The sequence below is a fragment of the Bacillus sp. FSL M7-0558 genome (assembly GCF_038003245.1).
In the GTDB taxonomy this organism is placed as follows: domain Bacteria; phylum Bacillota; class Bacilli; order Bacillales; family Bacillaceae; genus Bacillus; species Bacillus pumilus.
Genome location: NZ_JBBOOU010000001.1, coordinates 2,207,556 through 2,223,620 on the forward strand (window position 1 = coordinate 2,207,556; position 16,065 = coordinate 2,223,620).

General features: G+C 42.2%; 13 protein-coding genes. 1 reads left to right on the forward strand and 12 read right to left on the reverse strand.

Features of this window, described 5'->3' with window-relative positions; translation table 11 throughout:
- Positions 1-3: 3 nt before the first annotated feature.
- Genes MHB79_RS11055 through MHB79_RS11085 form a run of 7 tightly spaced genes read right to left on the reverse strand, consistent with a single transcriptional unit; the run spans position 4 to position 8,791 of the window.
- The gene (locus MHB79_RS11055) at positions 4-987 is read right to left on the reverse strand and encodes an alpha-ketoacid dehydrogenase subunit beta (protein ID WP_113767408.1); all 984 of its coding nucleotides are present in this window, start codon (positions 985-987) and stop codon (positions 4-6) included.
- Positions 988-999: 12 nt separating this feature from the next.
- Positions 1,000-1,992 carry a thiamine pyrophosphate-dependent dehydrogenase E1 component subunit alpha gene (locus MHB79_RS11060; RefSeq protein WP_050943786.1) on the reverse strand — a complete coding sequence of 331 codons (993 nt, stop codon included), beginning with the start codon at positions 1,990-1,992 and terminating at the stop codon, positions 1,000-1,002.
- Between the two features lie 17 nt (positions 1,993-2,009).
- Positions 2,010-3,434, reverse strand: a complete 1,425-nt coding sequence (gene lpdA, locus MHB79_RS11065) for a dihydrolipoyl dehydrogenase (protein ID WP_340989760.1) — start codon at positions 3,432-3,434, stop codon at positions 2,010-2,012.
- On the reverse strand, positions 3,424-4,545 hold the full coding sequence (buk, locus tag MHB79_RS11070) for a butyrate kinase (RefSeq protein ID WP_003215820.1): 1,122 nt from the start codon (positions 4,543-4,545) through the stop codon (positions 3,424-3,426). Before buk ends, lpdA begins: the two co-directional genes overlap by 11 nt.
- A gap of 33 nt (positions 4,546-4,578) precedes the next feature.
- Positions 4,579-5,673 carry a branched-chain amino acid dehydrogenase gene (gene bcd, locus MHB79_RS11075; protein WP_003215658.1) on the reverse strand — a complete coding sequence of 365 codons (1,095 nt, stop codon included), beginning with the start codon at positions 5,671-5,673 and terminating at the stop codon, positions 4,579-4,581.
- Positions 5,674-5,698: 25 nt separating this feature from the next.
- Entirely contained in the window at positions 5,699-6,676 is a 978-nt protein-coding gene (gene yqiS / locus MHB79_RS11080) for a phosphate butyryltransferase (RefSeq protein ID WP_223251154.1), read from the reverse strand.
- Positions 6,677-6,718: 42 nt separating this feature from the next.
- A complete protein-coding gene (locus MHB79_RS11085) occupies positions 6,719-8,791 on the reverse strand; it encodes a sigma-54-dependent Fis family transcriptional regulator (RefSeq protein ID WP_340989762.1) in 2,073 nt (690 codons plus the stop codon).
- 149 nt (positions 8,792-8,940) lie between these two features.
- Between MHB79_RS11085 and MHB79_RS11090 the strand changes: the two genes are divergently transcribed.
- On the forward strand, positions 8,941-9,177 hold the full coding sequence (locus MHB79_RS11090) for a DUF2627 domain-containing protein (RefSeq protein ID WP_050943781.1): 237 nt from the start codon (positions 8,941-8,943) through the stop codon (positions 9,175-9,177).
- Positions 9,178-9,211: 34 nt separating this feature from the next.
- Here the strand turns inward: MHB79_RS11090 and MHB79_RS11095 are convergent, their stop codons facing one another.
- From MHB79_RS11095 to recN, 5 genes are all read right to left on the reverse strand, one after another.
- Positions 9,212-9,949, reverse strand: a complete 738-nt coding sequence (locus tag MHB79_RS11095; protein WP_335349900.1) for a glycerophosphodiester phosphodiesterase — start codon at positions 9,947-9,949, stop codon at positions 9,212-9,214.
- A 225-nt stretch (positions 9,950-10,174) separates the two neighbouring features.
- On the reverse strand, positions 10,175-11,275 hold the full coding sequence (locus tag MHB79_RS11100; RefSeq protein WP_003215741.1) for a Rap family tetratricopeptide repeat protein: 1,101 nt from the start codon (positions 11,273-11,275) through the stop codon (positions 10,175-10,177).
- 456 nt (positions 11,276-11,731) lie between these two features.
- Positions 11,732-12,535, reverse strand: a complete 804-nt coding sequence (gene spo0A, locus MHB79_RS11105) for a sporulation transcription factor Spo0A (protein ID WP_003215740.1) — start codon at positions 12,533-12,535, stop codon at positions 11,732-11,734.
- A gap of 285 nt (positions 12,536-12,820) precedes the next feature.
- Positions 12,821-14,098: a SpoIVB peptidase gene (gene spoIVB / locus MHB79_RS11110; protein ID WP_340989767.1), complete on the reverse strand. Its 1,278-nt coding sequence runs from the start codon at positions 14,096-14,098 to the stop codon at positions 12,821-12,823.
- Between the two features lie 198 nt (positions 14,099-14,296).
- The gene (gene recN, locus MHB79_RS11115; protein WP_003215540.1) at positions 14,297-16,033 is read right to left on the reverse strand and encodes a DNA repair protein RecN; all 1,737 of its coding nucleotides are present in this window, start codon (positions 16,031-16,033) and stop codon (positions 14,297-14,299) included.
- Positions 16,034-16,065: the final 32 nt, after the last annotated feature.

Consider the following 16,065-nt stretch of genomic DNA (forward strand, 5'->3'; position numbering starts at 1 on the left):
TTCTTAAAACGCCGCTAGCTCTCTCATTTCAGCTTCAACCTTATCTGGGTTGACCATGAAGAATTTTTCCATCGTCGGTGCATAAGGCATTGCCGGGATTTCTGGTCCGGCTAGACGTTTGATTGGTGCGTCTAAATCAAATAAGCAATGCTCTGATATGATCGCCGCTACCTCACTCATGATGCTGCCCTCTTTTGTATCTTCCGTTAAAAGAAGCACTTTGCCTGTTTTTGATGCCGCTTCAATAATGGCTTCCTGATCAAGCGGGTACACTGTTCTCAAATCGAGAATATGCGCAGAAATGCCATCTTTTGCAAGGCGGTCTGCTGCTTGCAACGCAAAATGGACGCAGAGGCCATATGTAATGACCGTGATATCATCGCCTTCACGTTTCACATCTGCTTTTCCAATAGGGAGTGTGTAATCATCTTCAGGTACTTCTCCTTTAATGAGACGGTAGGCACGTTTGTGTTCAAAGAACAATACAGGATCTGGATCACGCACCGCAGCTTTTAAAAGACCTTTTACATCATAAGGCGTAGAAGGCATGACAATCTTCAAACCAGGCTGGTTGGCAAAAATCGCTTCAACTGATTGTGAATGATAAAGCGCCCCGTGAACTCCGCCCCCATAAGGTGCGCGGATGACCATTGGACAGCTCCAATCGTTATTTGAGCGGTATCTAATTTTCGCAGCCTCTGAAATGATTTGGTTAATAGCAGGCATGATAAAATCCGCAAATTGCATCTCAGCAATTGGGCGCATTCCATACATCGCTGCTCCAATCCCTACACCAGCAATAGCTGATTCTGCAAGAGGTGTATCCATGACGCGCGCTTCTCCGAATTGCTCATAGAGACCCGCTGTCGCTTTAAATACGCCGCCCTTTTTCCCGACATCCTCTCCGAGCACAAACACTTTCGGATCTCGCTCCATTTCTTCTTTCATCGCCAGTGTAATGGCGTCTATATATGACATAACAGGCATTTTTCTTCCCCCTTACTCCGCATACACGTAACGAAGTGCGCTTTCAGCATCAGCATAAGCAGCGTTTTCCGCTTCATCAGTAGCTTCGTTTACGATTTGCATGATTTCTTTTGTCATCTCTTCTTTCATTTCTGAAGTCATGACGTTTCCTTCGGTTAAATACGTTTCATATTGGATGAGCGGATCTTTCTTTCTCGCTTCGAGCACTTCTTCTTTTTCTCGATAGCTTGAATCATCGTCATCACTTGAATGCGCAGTTAAACGGTAAGAGATCGTTTCAATCAACGTTGGTCCTTCGCCTCTTGCTGCACGGTCTCTCGCTTCTTTGACAGCGGCATATACTTCAAGCGGATCATTGCCATCAACGGTTACACCAGGCATTCCGTACCCAATCGCACGATCTGAAATGCGTTCACATGCTACTTGTTTGTCATACGGCACGGAAATCGCGTACTTATTGTTTTCACACATGAAAATAACAGGCAGCTTATGCACAGCAGCAAAGTTAGCGCCTTCGTGGAAATCACCTTGGTTTGAAGAGCCCTCACCGAACGTGACAAAGCTGACAAAGTTTTTCTGATCTAGTCGTCCAGCAAGTGCAATCCCCACTGCATGAGGAACCTGCGTTGTAACAGGTGAAGATCCTGTCACAATTCGATTTGATTTCTGTCCAAAATGCCCTGGCATCTGTCTTCCGCCTGAGTTTGGATCGTCTTGTTTTGCGAAACCTGACATCATTAAATCTTTTGCTGTCATTCCAAATGCGAGGACAACCCCCATATCACGGTAGTAAGGTAAGACGTAATCCTCTTCTCTATTGAGAGCGAAAGCAGCACCGACTTGCTGCGCTTCCTGCCCTTGACAAGAAATGACGAATGGAATTTTACCTGAACGGTTTAAAAGCCACATCCGTTCATCAATTTTTCTTGCTAGAAGCATTGTTCTATATATATCAATTGCTTGTTCATCAGATAATCCTAATTCATGATGACGCATGTTACTCATCTTATTTCCCTCCTTGATTAAAAATGGATCGCTTTCCCGTCAACAGCAAGGGCAGCCTCGCCAATCGCCTCTGATAAGGTTGGGTGCGGGTGAATTGTTTGCCCGACTTCCCACGGCGTTGCATCAAGTACTTTGGCTAATCCAGCTTCAGATATCATATCTGTGACATGAGGACCAATCATATGAATCCCTAAAATATCATCTGTCTTTTGATCAGCAATGATTTTGACGAATCCATCTGACTCCCCGTACACAAGTGCTTTTCCGATCGCCATAAATGGGAATTTCCCCATTTTGACCTCGAAGCCTTGCTCTTTTGCCGCCTGTTCAGTGAGTCCAACACTCGCGGTTTCCGGGTGAGAGTAAACACATTTAGAAACGAGTGTTTCATCGAGCGGCTTTGGATCTTGACCAGCCATATGCTCCACAGCAATCATGCCTTCGTGTGAAGCCACATGTGCCAGCTGAAGCCCACCAATGACATCTCCTATTGCATAAATATGCGATTCTTTCGTTTGATAATGTTCATTCACGACAATGCCTTGTTTTTCTGTTTGGATCTCCGTGTTTTCAAGACCAATGCCTTCAATATTTGGTACTCTGCCGACTGATAGAAGAAGTTTTTCCGCTTCAAACGTCTGAATGTCTCCATCCTTTTCTGCTTGAATCGTCACGAGATTCTCCAGCTTTTTAACGGTATCTGGCAGTACTTTCGCATTTGTCACAAAGGTGATGCCTTTTTTAGATAAAAGCTTTTCCATTTCTTTAGAAATGTCATGATCCTCTGTTGGCAATATGCGGTCTGCAAATTCAATCACAGTCACTTTCACACCGAAATCGTTGAGCATGGAAGCCCACTCGATTCCGATCACCCCGCCGCCGACAATGAGCATCGACTGCGGAAGCTCTGGCAGTTCAAGTGCATCATCTGATGTAAGAATATGCGTCCCATCTGCTTCAAGTCCAGGCAGCACACGCGGTCTTGAACCTGTCGCAATGATAACCTGCTTTGGAATAAGCATTTCATTTTCATCTCCATTTGCCATTTCTACGGAGATGGTTCCTGGCATTGGCGAAAAGATAGATGGACCAAGAATACGGCCGATCCCTTCATAAACATCAATTTTCCCTTGTTTCATTAAATGTTTGACGCCGCCTGCTAGTTTCTCTACAATCTCTGCTTTTCTTTTCTGCACAATGGCAAACTGCAAGGCGATGCCATTTGCCTCAACACCAAAATCAGCAGCACGTTTGACGGTTTGATAGACTTCAGCACTTCTAAGCAGCGCTTTAGACGGAATGCATCCTTTATGCAGACAAGTTCCGCCAAGCTTTTCTTTTTCTACAACTGCTGTTTTCAATCCAAGCTGTGAGGCACGAATGGCCGCTACATAGCCGCCTGTGCCTCCACCAAGAATGACGAGGTCATATTCAGTTGCCATGACTAGTCACTCCTTTCTTCATCCGTTGATCATTTGGGTATTCTTTCGGAGATTCTTCTTCTTTTAAAATACGAAGTGCACCTTCTGCTAAGGATTGCAGTTCATTTTCGCCTGGATACACGACAACATCTGAAATCCAGTCAATGTGACCTCTAATACTTGATGTAATTTGTTTGCTGTACGCAAGTCCGCCTGTTAACACAATGACGTCAACTGCGCCTTTTAAGACAGCACTAGCCGCACCGATTTCCTTGGCAATTTGATAGCACATCGCTTCATAAATCAGCGCCGCCCGTTCATCGCCTGCTTCAATCATGCGCTCAACTTTCACAGCATCTGTCGTACCAAGGTAGCCCGCAAGACCACCTTCACCAATAATGCGTTTCAGCATTTCCTCTTGGCTGTACTGACCAGAAAAGCAAAGATTGACGAGGTCACCTGTTGGCAGGGTCCCCGCTCGCTCCGGACTGAAAGGTCCTTCGCCATGCAGTCCGTTATTGACATCAATGACTTTACCTTTTTCATGGACACCAATGGTGATGCCGCCGCCCATATGTGTAATAATCATATTCAAATCTTCGTAGCGCTTCCCAAAGGATGCAGCTGTTTTTCTTGCGACTGCTTTTTGATTTAATGCATGGAAGATGCTTTTTCTTTCAATCGTTGGCAGCCCTGAAATACGAGCAATTGGCTTTAGCTCATCCACTACAACTGGATCGACAATAAAAGCTGGGATGTTCAAACCAAGTGCAATTTCTCGTGCAATGATACCGCCCAGATTTGATGCATGCTGGCCAGCATATCCTTCTTTCAAGTCTTGCACCATTTGCTCATTGACTTCATATGTGCCACCTTCAATCGGACGAAGAAGACCGCCGCGCGCACAAACTGCATCAAACTTTGAGATGTTCATCCCTTGTTCATGCAGCGTCTTCAGGATTGTTTCTTGACGAAATGAAAACTGATCAATGATATGAGGAAACTGCTTTAATTCCTCATCTGTATGTCTGAGTGTCGTTTCAAAAATAGATCGTTCATTGTGAAACACACCAATTTTTGTTGAAGTAGAGCCAGGATTAATTGTGAGAATACGCCATTCTTTTGTCAGCAAAAACAAAACCTCCGTTTCAACTCATTCTTCAAATTAGCGACGACTTAAAATATGTTGGCCATTTTGCAGGAATTGACTTCTTGATTTGCGCATTCTTTCAATTCGCTCCTCCGCCAATCGGTCTGCCGCTTTATAAGTTGGAATGGCATCACGGTTTGAAATTTCAATCACGCGTTCAATATTTTGGTAAATACCTTCTACCTTTTTCATCGCACGATCTGCATTATAGCCATAAAGCTCATCAGCAACGTTAATCACACCGCCTGCATTGATCACATAATCAGGTGCATACACAATACCCATTTCATGAATCAGATCGCCGTGATGCGTTTCTCTCAGCTGGTTATTCGCTGCACCTGCGATGACCTTTGCTTTCAACTTAGGAATCGTTACATCATTAATCGTTGCACCAAGTGCACAAGGGGCATAAATATCACATGCTTGATCATAAATATCGTCAGGATCTACAGCTTTTGCACCAAAGTCTTCTACAGCTCGTTTTACAGAGTCTTTGTTGATATCTGTGACAATTAGCTGTGCGCCTTCTTCGTGCAGATGTTTACACAAATTGTAGGCGACATTCCCAACACCTTGGACTGCAATCGTTTTTCCTTCTAGTGAGTCGGTTCCAAATGCAGCTTTGGCAGCAGCTTTCATCCCTTTATATACACCGTAAGCCGTAACAGGAGACGGGTTTCCGGATGAACCAAATGCAGGAGAAATACCTGTCACAAAGTCTGTTTCTTCATGAATCAGATCCATGTCTTCTACCGTTGTACCGACATCCTCCGCTGTGATATAGCGGCCATTTAATCCTTGTATGTAGCGTCCAAACGCACGGAACATTTCTTCATTTTTATCTTTTCTCGGGTCACCGATGATGACTGTTTTCCCGCCGCCAAGATTCAGGCCTGCTGCTGCGTTTTTATAAGTCATGCCTCTTGCTAGACGAAGTGCATCTTCGATTGCTGCTTCTTCGTTTTCATACGTCCACATTCTTGTCCCGCCTAGTGCTGGGCCAAGTGTTGTATCATGAATGGCAATAATCGCTTTTAAGCCAGATTGTTCATCCTGACAAAATACAAGCTGCTCATAATCGTATCGTTCCATATATTTAAAAAGTTCCATTGTTTATTCCTCCTATAACTTTCGCTTAATTTGATGTACAGATGGCAAGTGCAATTGAATAAAGCTTACTTTCGGCTGTATCCGACCGGCTTGTTAAAGCAATCGGTGCCTTCGCTCCTGCCACCACAGCTCCCACCTTTGCATGTGCAAAGTAGATGAGAGATTTATAAAGAATGTTCCCTGCTTCAATCGTTGGCACAAGCAAAATATCTGCATGACCGGCGACATCACTCGTAATATTTTTATGAGAAGCTGCTGTTTGAGAAATGGCATTGTCTAATGCCAGAGGCCCGTCAATGAGGCAGCCAGAAATTTGACCTCGCTTATTCATTTGCGCCAGGCTTGCCGCTGTCAAAGTGGAATCCATTGCCGGGTTCACGACCTCTACCGCAGATAACACGGCCACCTTTGGCATGTCATTTCCAACAGCTTGCGCTACTTGAACAGCATTGATCGTAATCTCTTTGAACATGTTTAAATCGGGCGCGATGTTCATCCCAGAATCTGTGACATAAATAAACCGATCAAAGCCCGGCACTTCGAATGCCGCGACATGTGATAGTACACTCGCCGTCCGCAGCCCGTACTCTTTATTCAGCACCGCTTTTAATAGAACGGCTGTCGTGACATGCCCCTTCATCAATATATCTGCATGCTTCTCACTCACTGCCTGCACGGCAATTTTGGCTGATTCTTCAGGAGAATCCGAATGAATAATATCTATCCAGTCTTCATTGATCTCATGCTGTTTCACCAGCTCCTTCAGGTTGCGCTTGTTCCCAACCAGCAGGAAGCGAGCGACCTTTCGTTCAATTGCCATCTTGATGGCATGAAGCACTTCTTCGTCTTCTGCATGAGCCACAGCAGCAGTTTTATTCTGCAACTGGGCGGCTTTCATAATCAGATCGTCAAGCTTCATATATGCCCACCTTTCCTTATGCTCGGGTTCATGGTTTTTATATGCAAGTTCTATGCCAGCTTGAAACGCAGCGAAATAAGGCATTTCGCATGAAATACATGCAGCTTTTTGCAGGTAACGTGCATTTTATTGCATGCTATCTTTTGCAAGTTGATATTTATCCATTTTATAGTAAAGATTCCGAATGCTAATCCCTAACGTTTTCGCTGTTTTCGTGCGGTTGAATTGATGCTTTTCAAGGGTTTGTTTAATGAGCTGCGCTTCAAACGCTTCAACAGCATCCGAAAGGGTCTCTCCCTCAAATTGACTGACAGACAGTTCCTGCTGCTCTTTTTCTTCCTGCTCTTCTGATTCCATGAAGGAAATATGATCTTCATCGATCCATTCTTCTTGCGGATTCAAAAAGATCATGGCTCGTCCAAGGACATTTTCCAGTTCTCTTACGTTCCCAGGCCAGCTGTAGGATCGAAGTCTATCGAGCGCCCCTTCCGTTAAGCCGCTCACATTTCGACCATAGTCTAAATTGATTTTCTGAATAAGGCGTTTACTTAAGGAGTCAATATCTTCAAGTCGCTGCCTTAGTGGCGGAATCGAAATCGGATATCTGTTCATCCGATAATATAAGTCCTCTCTGAACTTCCCTTCTGCCATCGCTTTTTCAATATTGACATTTGTTGCGGTAATCACACGCACATCAACTGGTATCGCTTTTGTTCCGCCTACTCTAACAATTTCTTTCTCCTGCATCACGCGTAATAATTTCGCTTGTGTACTTGGCGTCATTTCACCAATTTCATCTAAAAAGATGCTGCCGTGATTCGCTTCTTCAAACAGCCCTTTCTTCCCGCCGCGCCTCGCACCAGAAAATGCGCCTTCCTCATAGCCAAAAAGCTCTGACTCTAAAAGAGTTTCTGATAAGGCAGCACAGTTGACTCTTACAAAGCGATTATATTTCCGGTCACTTTCATTGTGTATAGCGTGTGCAAATAGCTCTTTCCCAGTACCTGATTCTCCCCTGAGTAAAATGGTGGCTGGGGTTTTAGCCCCTAGCTTTGCCTGCTCAAGCGCCACAAGCATTTGCTCACTTTCTCCAATAATGTCTTCAAAAGTGTACTTTGCTTCAAGTGTCCGGATGAGCTGTCTTGCTTTATTTAATTCATTCGTGAGTGATTGAATTTCTGATACGTCATGAATGACGCCGACGCTGCCTTTTAAAATACCATCAACGATCACTGGCGCTACGTTGACGATCACATCCTTCTTATTAGGTCCGACTTTCATTCTGACGCCTCGAACCGGCCTTCTTGTTTCAAGCACCTTCAAATGCATGCTTTCCCCTTCAGAAATATCCGCACCTGCTGGTTTGCCCACAACCTCTTTGTCTGTTAACCCCGTCATTTTCGTGTAAGCTCGGTTGATTAAAATTCCTTTCCCTTGCTCATCTACGACGGATATCGCTTCATCTGATGATTGAATGATGGCCTCAAGCATTGTGCGCACTTCTTTCAGGTTTGTGACTTCTTCCGCAAGCTCCACTGCATCTGTAATATCTTTAAAAATGGATAGAGCGCCTAGCATTCTTCCTGCGTCATCAATAATCGGTAAACGCGTTGTGACAATTTGTATTTGCTGATTCAGAAATTGTTTTTGATGAAATTCTGGCTCCCTCGATCTTAAAATATCGGGGAGTTTTGTATTCGGGATCACTTCACGTATGTGCCGGCCAATCGCATCTTTTTGCGAACGTCCAACCATTTTGGCAGCCGATCGATTAAACAGAACGACTTCTTCATCCATATTAATAAAAATCATGCCATCGTTCGTTGCATTAAAAATGCGGTCATGTTTATAGGTTTGTTCCTTTAATATTTGTATAAGCTGATGCTTTTCTGACATTAATTCTGATATGACGTATGCCATCGAACTTGGAACAATGACAGACTGCTCTGCTTTTTCTTCCATCAGTTCTTTCAGCACAGCTGAACTGCCCGTTGTTTCAATGATGATATCAATGTCATCTTTTATGTATTCTTTCCAATCCGTTGTCGTATCAATTCCATTCTTTTTCGCTTCTACCATCCCCGGTGCCTCAAGATCAAGGTCGGCGATTGCAACGATTTGAATCATATTTGTTTTCAGCAATGTTTCAAGCAAAGCTGATCCACCCTGTCCTGCACCGACAATCAAGACTCTCTGCATCCCGTTACCCCTTTATATGAAAAAATTTGCACACCATATTTTTCCGTTGCAAAAAATTGCACAACTCTTATATTACCACGTTTTCCTTTCTTGACAAAATATTTTTTGAATTAGACAATGGAAGTAAATGACGTTTAAGGGGACATTTGATGGGGAGAATACTTGCATTAGTGATTATTTTAATACCTGGGGCGCTTGCTGCACTTGGGATTAAGCTTTTGCGTGACACTGTTTTCGGTATCATCATTGCACCATTTCCATTTTTATGGCTGCAAGGAATTGCAGGGTTGTTTTTTTTAGGAGGAGGTCTTTACGTAGTCGCTGGCTTTATTTTATATAGAGACCGCAAACGAAATAAAGTGACCACCCGCTTTAAACAGAGATAAACATGAAAAAAGACCCGCTGTTGATCGCAGGTCTTTATTTCATTTCTTCTCTTATTTTGACGGCTCTATCAGGAAAATCAGTGAAAATTCCGTCGACACCTAAGGAAAACATGCTTTTCATTTGCTTTTCACTGTTTACTGTAAATGGTCTGATCACTTGCTGGGCGGCATGGAGAGCCGATACGACTTCTTTTGTTACCCCTGCGCCCTTTATATTCGGGTGATAACCTCTTGCAGGTACTGTTTTTATATACATCTCTGGCTGATGAATGACATCCATTGTGAGAACAGCAAGCTCAACTTGCGGCATCAGCTTGTGAAAAAGAGCTAAACTGCCGTGATGAAACGATGAGACAAGTACACGATCTTCTATTTGAAAGTGTTCAATTTGCTCCTTTACCTTCTCTTCAATACCAGGATATCGATAAATAGAGTTTTTCAGTTCAATATTGATGATGAGTGATGATTGCTGCGTGACGAGCTCCAATACTTCCTCCAAAAGAGGAATGGATACAGCACCGGTTTCTTCATAAAAAGAATGACTCGCATCTCCTGCTTTTAACTCTTCATATGTATAGTCTTTCACTAAGCCTTTCATATTCGTTGTTCTATTCAGCTTCTCATCGTGAATGACAGCAAGCCTGCCATCTTTCGTCAGCTGAACATCCAGCTCAATTCCGTCAGCTCCAGAATGGAGTGCATGCTCAAAGGCTATCATGGTATTTTCAGGGTAGATTCCTTTAAAACCTCTGTGTGCAAAAATTTTCGTCATAGGTCACCTCTAAGTATGATGCTTCCTTTCATTATGACGTGTCTCTTTTCGTTTTTCCAGTTTAAGCACATAAAAAAACCTCTTCTGATTCGTACGAAGAGGTTCTGTATAAATTCGATCACGTAATCGCTCTGATGGCTTGCTCTGTCGTCTCTGCGTCAAGAGCAAAAAGGGAAGAAACAACTGCGACTGCTGTAACGACGGTTAAACCTAACAACAACTTTTTCATAAGATAACCTCCACTTTCTTTTGAAGTATTTGTGCATCGAATTTCTTTTCAAGAAAACGAATGGCGTTTTGATAATCATTTCGTTCCTTGAAGTATTTCGATATTTGTTCAGACAAATCCTCAAGCTCCACATATAATCTATTTTTTTCTATGTAGTCTAATTTTTCAGAGAATACGTCTGCTGCTCCACTATTTTCGCACATTAAATCTAAAATTTCAAATTTTACTATATATTCATTATTTTGGATATCGCAGCTATACTGAATGCCCTCTTTAATATATTCTTTCGCCACTTGATCTCCTAGATGAACCAAGGCATTTGCCAGAACATATAAAGATTGGATGTAATAATGGCTATTGTCACGGTGCATTTGAATGCCCATCCCTTTTTTGGCATATTGTGCGCTTTTTTCGTAATCATGCTTCGCATAATAAAGAACGGCTAAATTATGATAGCATTTCCCAATCAGCACTTCATTGTTAATGCGCTTACTTTTCTCAAGTGCTTCTTGGTATTTTTCCTCCGCTTCGTCAAATTGGATCAAATCGATACAATTACTTGCATGTAAAATCAAGCTGTCAATCGCCTGCGCTGTATATTCTTCATGCGCTTTGAACGTATCGATGGCTTTTTTAATATGATTAATGGATATGAAATTTTGTTTCAGTTCGTAATAGATTGAAGCAACCTTATGATGAAAAGTCCCTACTTCAAGGTCCTCATTCACACGCTTTAGACGCTGTTCTGCAATTTTGTAAAAGCTGATGGCTTCATCATACTTTTTCACATATGCAGCATATTGGCCTTTGTAAAAGTAAAAATAAAAATTAATAATGTCATCTGCTTTCTCATCGAGCGTTCCGACACTCTTCATAATGTGATTGGCTTTTTCAATATTTCCAAGCAACATTTCATGTCGGCCATTCACAAGCTGATAATACAGGAGAACTTCGCGGTCTTCATCTGTATTTTTTAGCAAATTCTGAATTTTCTCTTTATAGATAGCAGATTTTTCTAGGTCATTTTGAGAAATGACCCTCGTCCACTTGCTAATTTCGTTCGCTACCTCAGCAGAGTGGATTTTCAGCTTTCCCATAACCTCACCCTCTTCTTTTCATTATTATAGCATAGTAAAAGAATGTGAAAATTATTAAATTCGACAATGGGAATATTCAGTTCAAATGGCACAATCTCTAAGAAGCCAGTGACTTTAAAACGCCAACCAATCAGGTCAATAGAAATAGAACTTTCGATCTCATTTGCTTTATTTACCAAATCCATCAGACCTTTTCCTCTCATCTTTTTTCTTAAGAATGAGCGTTTCTTTCTTCTATTTTGAAGACCAAACAATTGATTGGCGTAGCTGATTACCACTAATTTATGTCATACCCATTTCTTTCATGCTTTATTGTTCATTTTATTCTGAAAATAAATCAAGCTGAGTTGTTTAAATGAGACAATAAGATGATTGTATCAATACAACCAATTTTTGACAATATTTTTCAAAATAAAAAAACGTCTCTTTGAAGAAACGTTTTTTTATGAAAATGAACTAGCTTGCTCTATGCTCTAAGCGCAGACGATCAGCCACCATTGCGATAAATTCAGAATTGGTTGGTTTTGCTTTAGACATGCTGACTGTATAACCAAAGAGTGAGGAAATGGAATCAATGTTTCCTCTGCTCCAAGCCACTTCAATCGCATGACGAATCGCTCGTTCTACTCTGCTCGCGGTCGTGTTAAATTTCTTCGCGATGTCTGGATACAACACTTTTGTGATGCTTCCGAGAAGCTCGATGTCATTGTACACCATCGAAATGGCTTCTCTTAAGTATAAGTAACCTTTAATATGAGCCGGGACGCCAATCTCATGAATAATCGTTGTAATGCTCGCATCTAAGTTTCTGCGTTTCGGTTCAGGTTTGTTTCGAAGGACACTGTTTTGGATAGATGAAGATCGATGGGTGACTTGTGTGCCGTTTCCACTGACTTGACGAATATGACCGACTAGGTTTTCCATATCAAATGGCTTTAAGATGAAATAAGATGCGCCTAGATCAACTGCTTTTTTCGTGACATCTTCTTGTCCAAACGCCGTTAGCATAATCACACTTGGCTGTTTGGTCATGTCATTGTTTTCACGGAGGCGTTCCAGTACAGCAAGACCGTCTAAATGAGGCATGATAATATCTAAGAGGAGAACGTCGGGCTCTTTATCTTTAAATAATGTTAGACATTCCTGACCATTATACGCCACGCCAAGTACTTCCATATCTTCCTGTCCCTCAATATACTCTGTCAAAAGGCCAACAAGCTCTCGATTGTCATCAGCTACACACACTTTAATTTTCTCCACGTTCTTTCCTCCCCAATGTCGATTCCTTTAGTCTTTTGCATTTCTCTTCTGAGTGTTCAATTCGACAAAACCATGCCATCCCCTTTAAAAAACTTTAATTTTCCGAATAATAGAGCATTATCTAGCTTTTTCTACGTTTTTCTTAACGAATCGACGATTATTGCAATTTGACAACATACCATTTTCCATTTTGTCGAAAAATCTCTTTTTCCTTATTTTATAACATGATGGCAGAGAAAGAAAGGGAAGAAAAAAACTGCCGGAAGATTCGCGGCAGTTTGATGATCAGCTTGCTTTTTTGTTTTTTTGATAAAGATCGATGCCTGCTTCTGACAACATCCATTCAATGTGTACGCCGTAGCCGCTTGTCGGGTCATTGACGAAAACGTGTGTGACCGCCCCGATGACTTTTCCGTTTTGGATGATAGGGCTTCCGCTCATGCCTTGGACGATACCGCCCGTTTTACTTAAAAGACGCTCATCTGTTACCTTCAATACCATCCCTTTTGTTGCCGGGAATTTCTGCGGAGTCGTGCTGACGATTTTAATATCAAACTTCTCCACTTTATCATGATCCACAACGGTTAAAATTTCTGCTGGACCTTCTTTTACTTCATTTGATAAAGCGACTGGAAGCGGTTTATCTGATACATGATTTTCAAGCTTTTCGGTTAACTTACCAAAGATACCAAATGGGCTGTTGCGGGATATATCCCCTATCGTTTTTCGTTCGGAAGAGAATCTTGCCAATTTTTCTCCAGGATTGCCTCCTGTGCCTTTTTCAATCGATGTTACGGTTGATCTGACAATTTCACCATTGTCGACAACAATTGGTTTTTTTGTATCCATGTCAGAAATGACATGCCCTAGGGCACCATATTTTTTAGAAGATGGTTCAAAGAAGGTCATCGTGCCGATTCCTGCTGCGGAATCTCGAATGTAAAGACCAATTCGATAGGTGCCTTCACTTGCATCTTTTGCGGGTGTTAATGTTGTTTGAAAAGTTTTATGGTCTCTTTTTAAGAGTAAACGAAGCGTTTCACCTGTTTTCCCTGCTTTCTGGATAAATGGGGTGAGGTCATTCATTTTCTCCATCTTTTGACCATTGATTTCAATGATCATATCCCCTGATTGAATGCCTGCGGCTTCGCCTGGTGATTTTTTGCCGTCTACTGTTGTGATTTGATGAAAACCTACAACGAGAACTCCTACAGAGTGGAGCTTGACGCCAATGGATTGTCCTCCAGGAACGACTTTTAATTCAGGGAGAACGTCGACTTTTGTTTTCTTAATAGGAAATCCTTTAAAATCATAAACAATTTCGGCTTTTCCCGCCTTTTGTCCTGTTACTTCAAGCTGATTCTTTTTCTCTGAAAGACTAAAGGCTTGTGAAGAAGCATTGGCTGACGCTTCTATTGATGTGTCAATTGAGTGCTTCTGTTTTTCAAATACAGCAACATTTGTTGGAATGCTGATGTATTCCTTCACTATGCTCATAAACCCTGTACTTATTAAAGAAACAAGGAGAATCACACCAATGGCTTTTCTCATCTTTTCGGGCATTCATTTTTCACTCTCCTCGCTCCTTACCCACACCAGAACACTCATGTTTTGGCTACATCTTTACTTTTGCCTTCTTCGCTTTGATTTATAACCGGCAGCTATAGAAAATGATTGGATAAATTGATAAAAGAAAAAGACGATTTCGTGCGTATATACAGCGATTTTGACACAATATAAAAAAGGCAGCTGGTTTTTCAGCTACCCTGTTGTTTTGACATCATTTGCTTGATGCAGCAATTCTTTTGCGTGCTGTTTTGTCAGTTCAGTGACTTCCACACCCGCAATCATCCTGCCAATTTCACTCACTTTTTCTTCATGACTTAATGGTTTGACGCTTGTCAGTGTTCTGCCTGCTTTAGAGCGTTTAGAAATGAAGAGGTGCGTGTCAGCCATTGCTGCTACTTGCGGGAGGTGCGTAATGCAGAGCACTTGTGAGCCAGCCGCCACTTTGTAAATTTTTTCGGCAATCGCCTGTGCAACTCTGCCGCTTACGCCCGTATCGACCTCATCGAAAATAATGGAAGTGACTTCTTGTTTGGCCGAGAAGATACTTTTCACGGCGAGCATAACACGTGAAATTTCTCCACCCGAGGCAACTTTTGATAAAGATTTCATCGGTTCGCCAGGATTAGTAGAAATCACAAATTGAGCTTGGTCGATTCCGTTTTTTCCAAGCTGGACGGGCTTTCCATCTAGCAGCGGATTATCCGTGCTGCTAAAAGGCGCATACCGAATGGAAAAGGATGTATCAAACGTTGATTTTTCCATATACAAATCCTTTAGTTCTGTTTGAATTTGCTTCGCTAGCTTTTTGGCCCATTTTTTACGAAGCTCCGAAACGTTAAGTGCTTCAAGCAGGGCGTCACGGCTCATTGCATCCAGTTTGTTTTTAAGCGTCTGCAGGTGACTGTCTCGATTTTGAATTTGATCGATTTCTTCTTCAATCTTCGCCGCATACTCCAAAATTTCCTCAACCGTTGTCCCGTACTTTCGTTTTAACTGCTTCATTTCATTCAGCCTAGACTCAATTAAATCAAGACGTGCTGGGTCGAACTCTAATTGATCCAGCATGCTTCGCATTTGGAACGTCGAATCCTCTAATAAATAGTAAGAGTTCGACACTTGTTCTGATAGCTTTTTCAGATCGTCGTTGATCTCAGAAACCTGCTCGAGCTCGCTCGATGACATGCCAACCCAATCAAGTCCCCCCTGCTCATTGCGCAAGGCATTATAGGCGTTTTGGAGTGAGGAAAAGATTTTTTCGTAGTTGCTGATCTGATGGCGCTCTTCTTGAAGCTTCTCATCTTCTCCCGGCTCTAATTGTGCCGCTTCAATCTCTTCTAGCTGAAATTGCAGTAAATCTAACCGGTGCACCATTTCCTGCTCATTCTCAGAGAGCTGTTTTAGCTTTTGGGCTGTCTTTGTATATTGCTCATATGCTTCTTGATATTGTGACAGAGCAGGTGCAATTTCTTCTGCTCCAAATTGATCGAGTAAATGCAGATGATTTTCATCCTCCATCAATAACTGGTTATCGTGCTGTCCATGTATATCGAGCAAAAGGCGTCCTACTTCGCGTAAAAGTGAGATTGTAACGAGCTTGCCATTAATGCGGCATATGCTTTTCCCGTTATTGTTCATATCACGGCGAAGAATCATCATTTCATCCGTTGCGTCAATTCCATGCTCTTCGCATAAAGCAAATACAGGGTGGTCAGCTGCTGGTACAAGAAAAAGCCCCTCCAACTCAGCCTTTTTCTCACCATAACGAACAAATTCAGACGACCCTCTACCTCCCACAAGAAGTGAGACAGCATCAATCATGATGGATTTCCCTGCACCTGTTTCCCCTGTTAGGACTGTGAGTCCTTTTTCAAATGAAACTGTTAACTCTTCAATGATTGCAAAGTTTTTAATGGTTAGTTCTGCTAACACTCATTTGACACCTCTTTTTGTAAACCTGATTC

What these genes read in the sequence shown, in the direction of transcription:
- MHB79_RS11055 (WP_113767408.1), bottom strand. Translation starts at nt 987, where the DNA reads ATGCCTGTTATGTCATATATAGACGCCATTACACTGGCGATGAAAGAA.
- MHB79_RS11060 (WP_050943786.1), bottom strand. Translation starts at nt 1,992, where the DNA reads ATGAGTAACATGCGTCATCATGAATTAGGATTATCTGATGAACAAGCA.
- lpdA (WP_340989760.1), bottom strand. Translation starts at nt 3,434, where the DNA reads ATGGCAACTGAATATGACCTCGTCATTCTTGGTGGAGGCACAGGCGGC.
- bcd (WP_003215658.1), bottom strand. Translation starts at nt 5,673, where the DNA reads ATGGAACTTTTTAAATATATGGAACGATACGATTATGAGCAGCTTGTA.
- yqiS (WP_223251154.1), bottom strand. Translation starts at nt 6,676, where the DNA reads ATGCCTTATTTCGCTGCGTTTCAAGCTGGCATAGAACTTGCATATAAA.
- MHB79_RS11085 (WP_340989762.1), bottom strand. Translation starts at nt 8,791, where the DNA reads ATGCAGAGAGTCTTGATTGTCGGTGCAGGACAGGGTGGATCAGCTTTG.
- MHB79_RS11090 (WP_050943781.1), top strand. Translation starts at nt 8,941, where the DNA reads ATGGGGAGAATACTTGCATTAGTGATTATTTTAATACCTGGGGCGCTT.
- MHB79_RS11095 (WP_335349900.1), bottom strand. Translation starts at nt 9,949, where the DNA reads ATGACGAAAATTTTTGCACACAGAGGTTTTAAAGGAATCTACCCTGAA.
- MHB79_RS11100 (WP_003215741.1), bottom strand. Translation starts at nt 11,275, where the DNA reads ATGGGAAAGCTGAAAATCCACTCTGCTGAGGTAGCGAACGAAATTAGC.
- spoIVB (WP_340989767.1), bottom strand. Translation starts at nt 14,098, where the DNA reads ATGCCCGAAAAGATGAGAAAAGCCATTGGTGTGATTCTCCTTGTTTCT.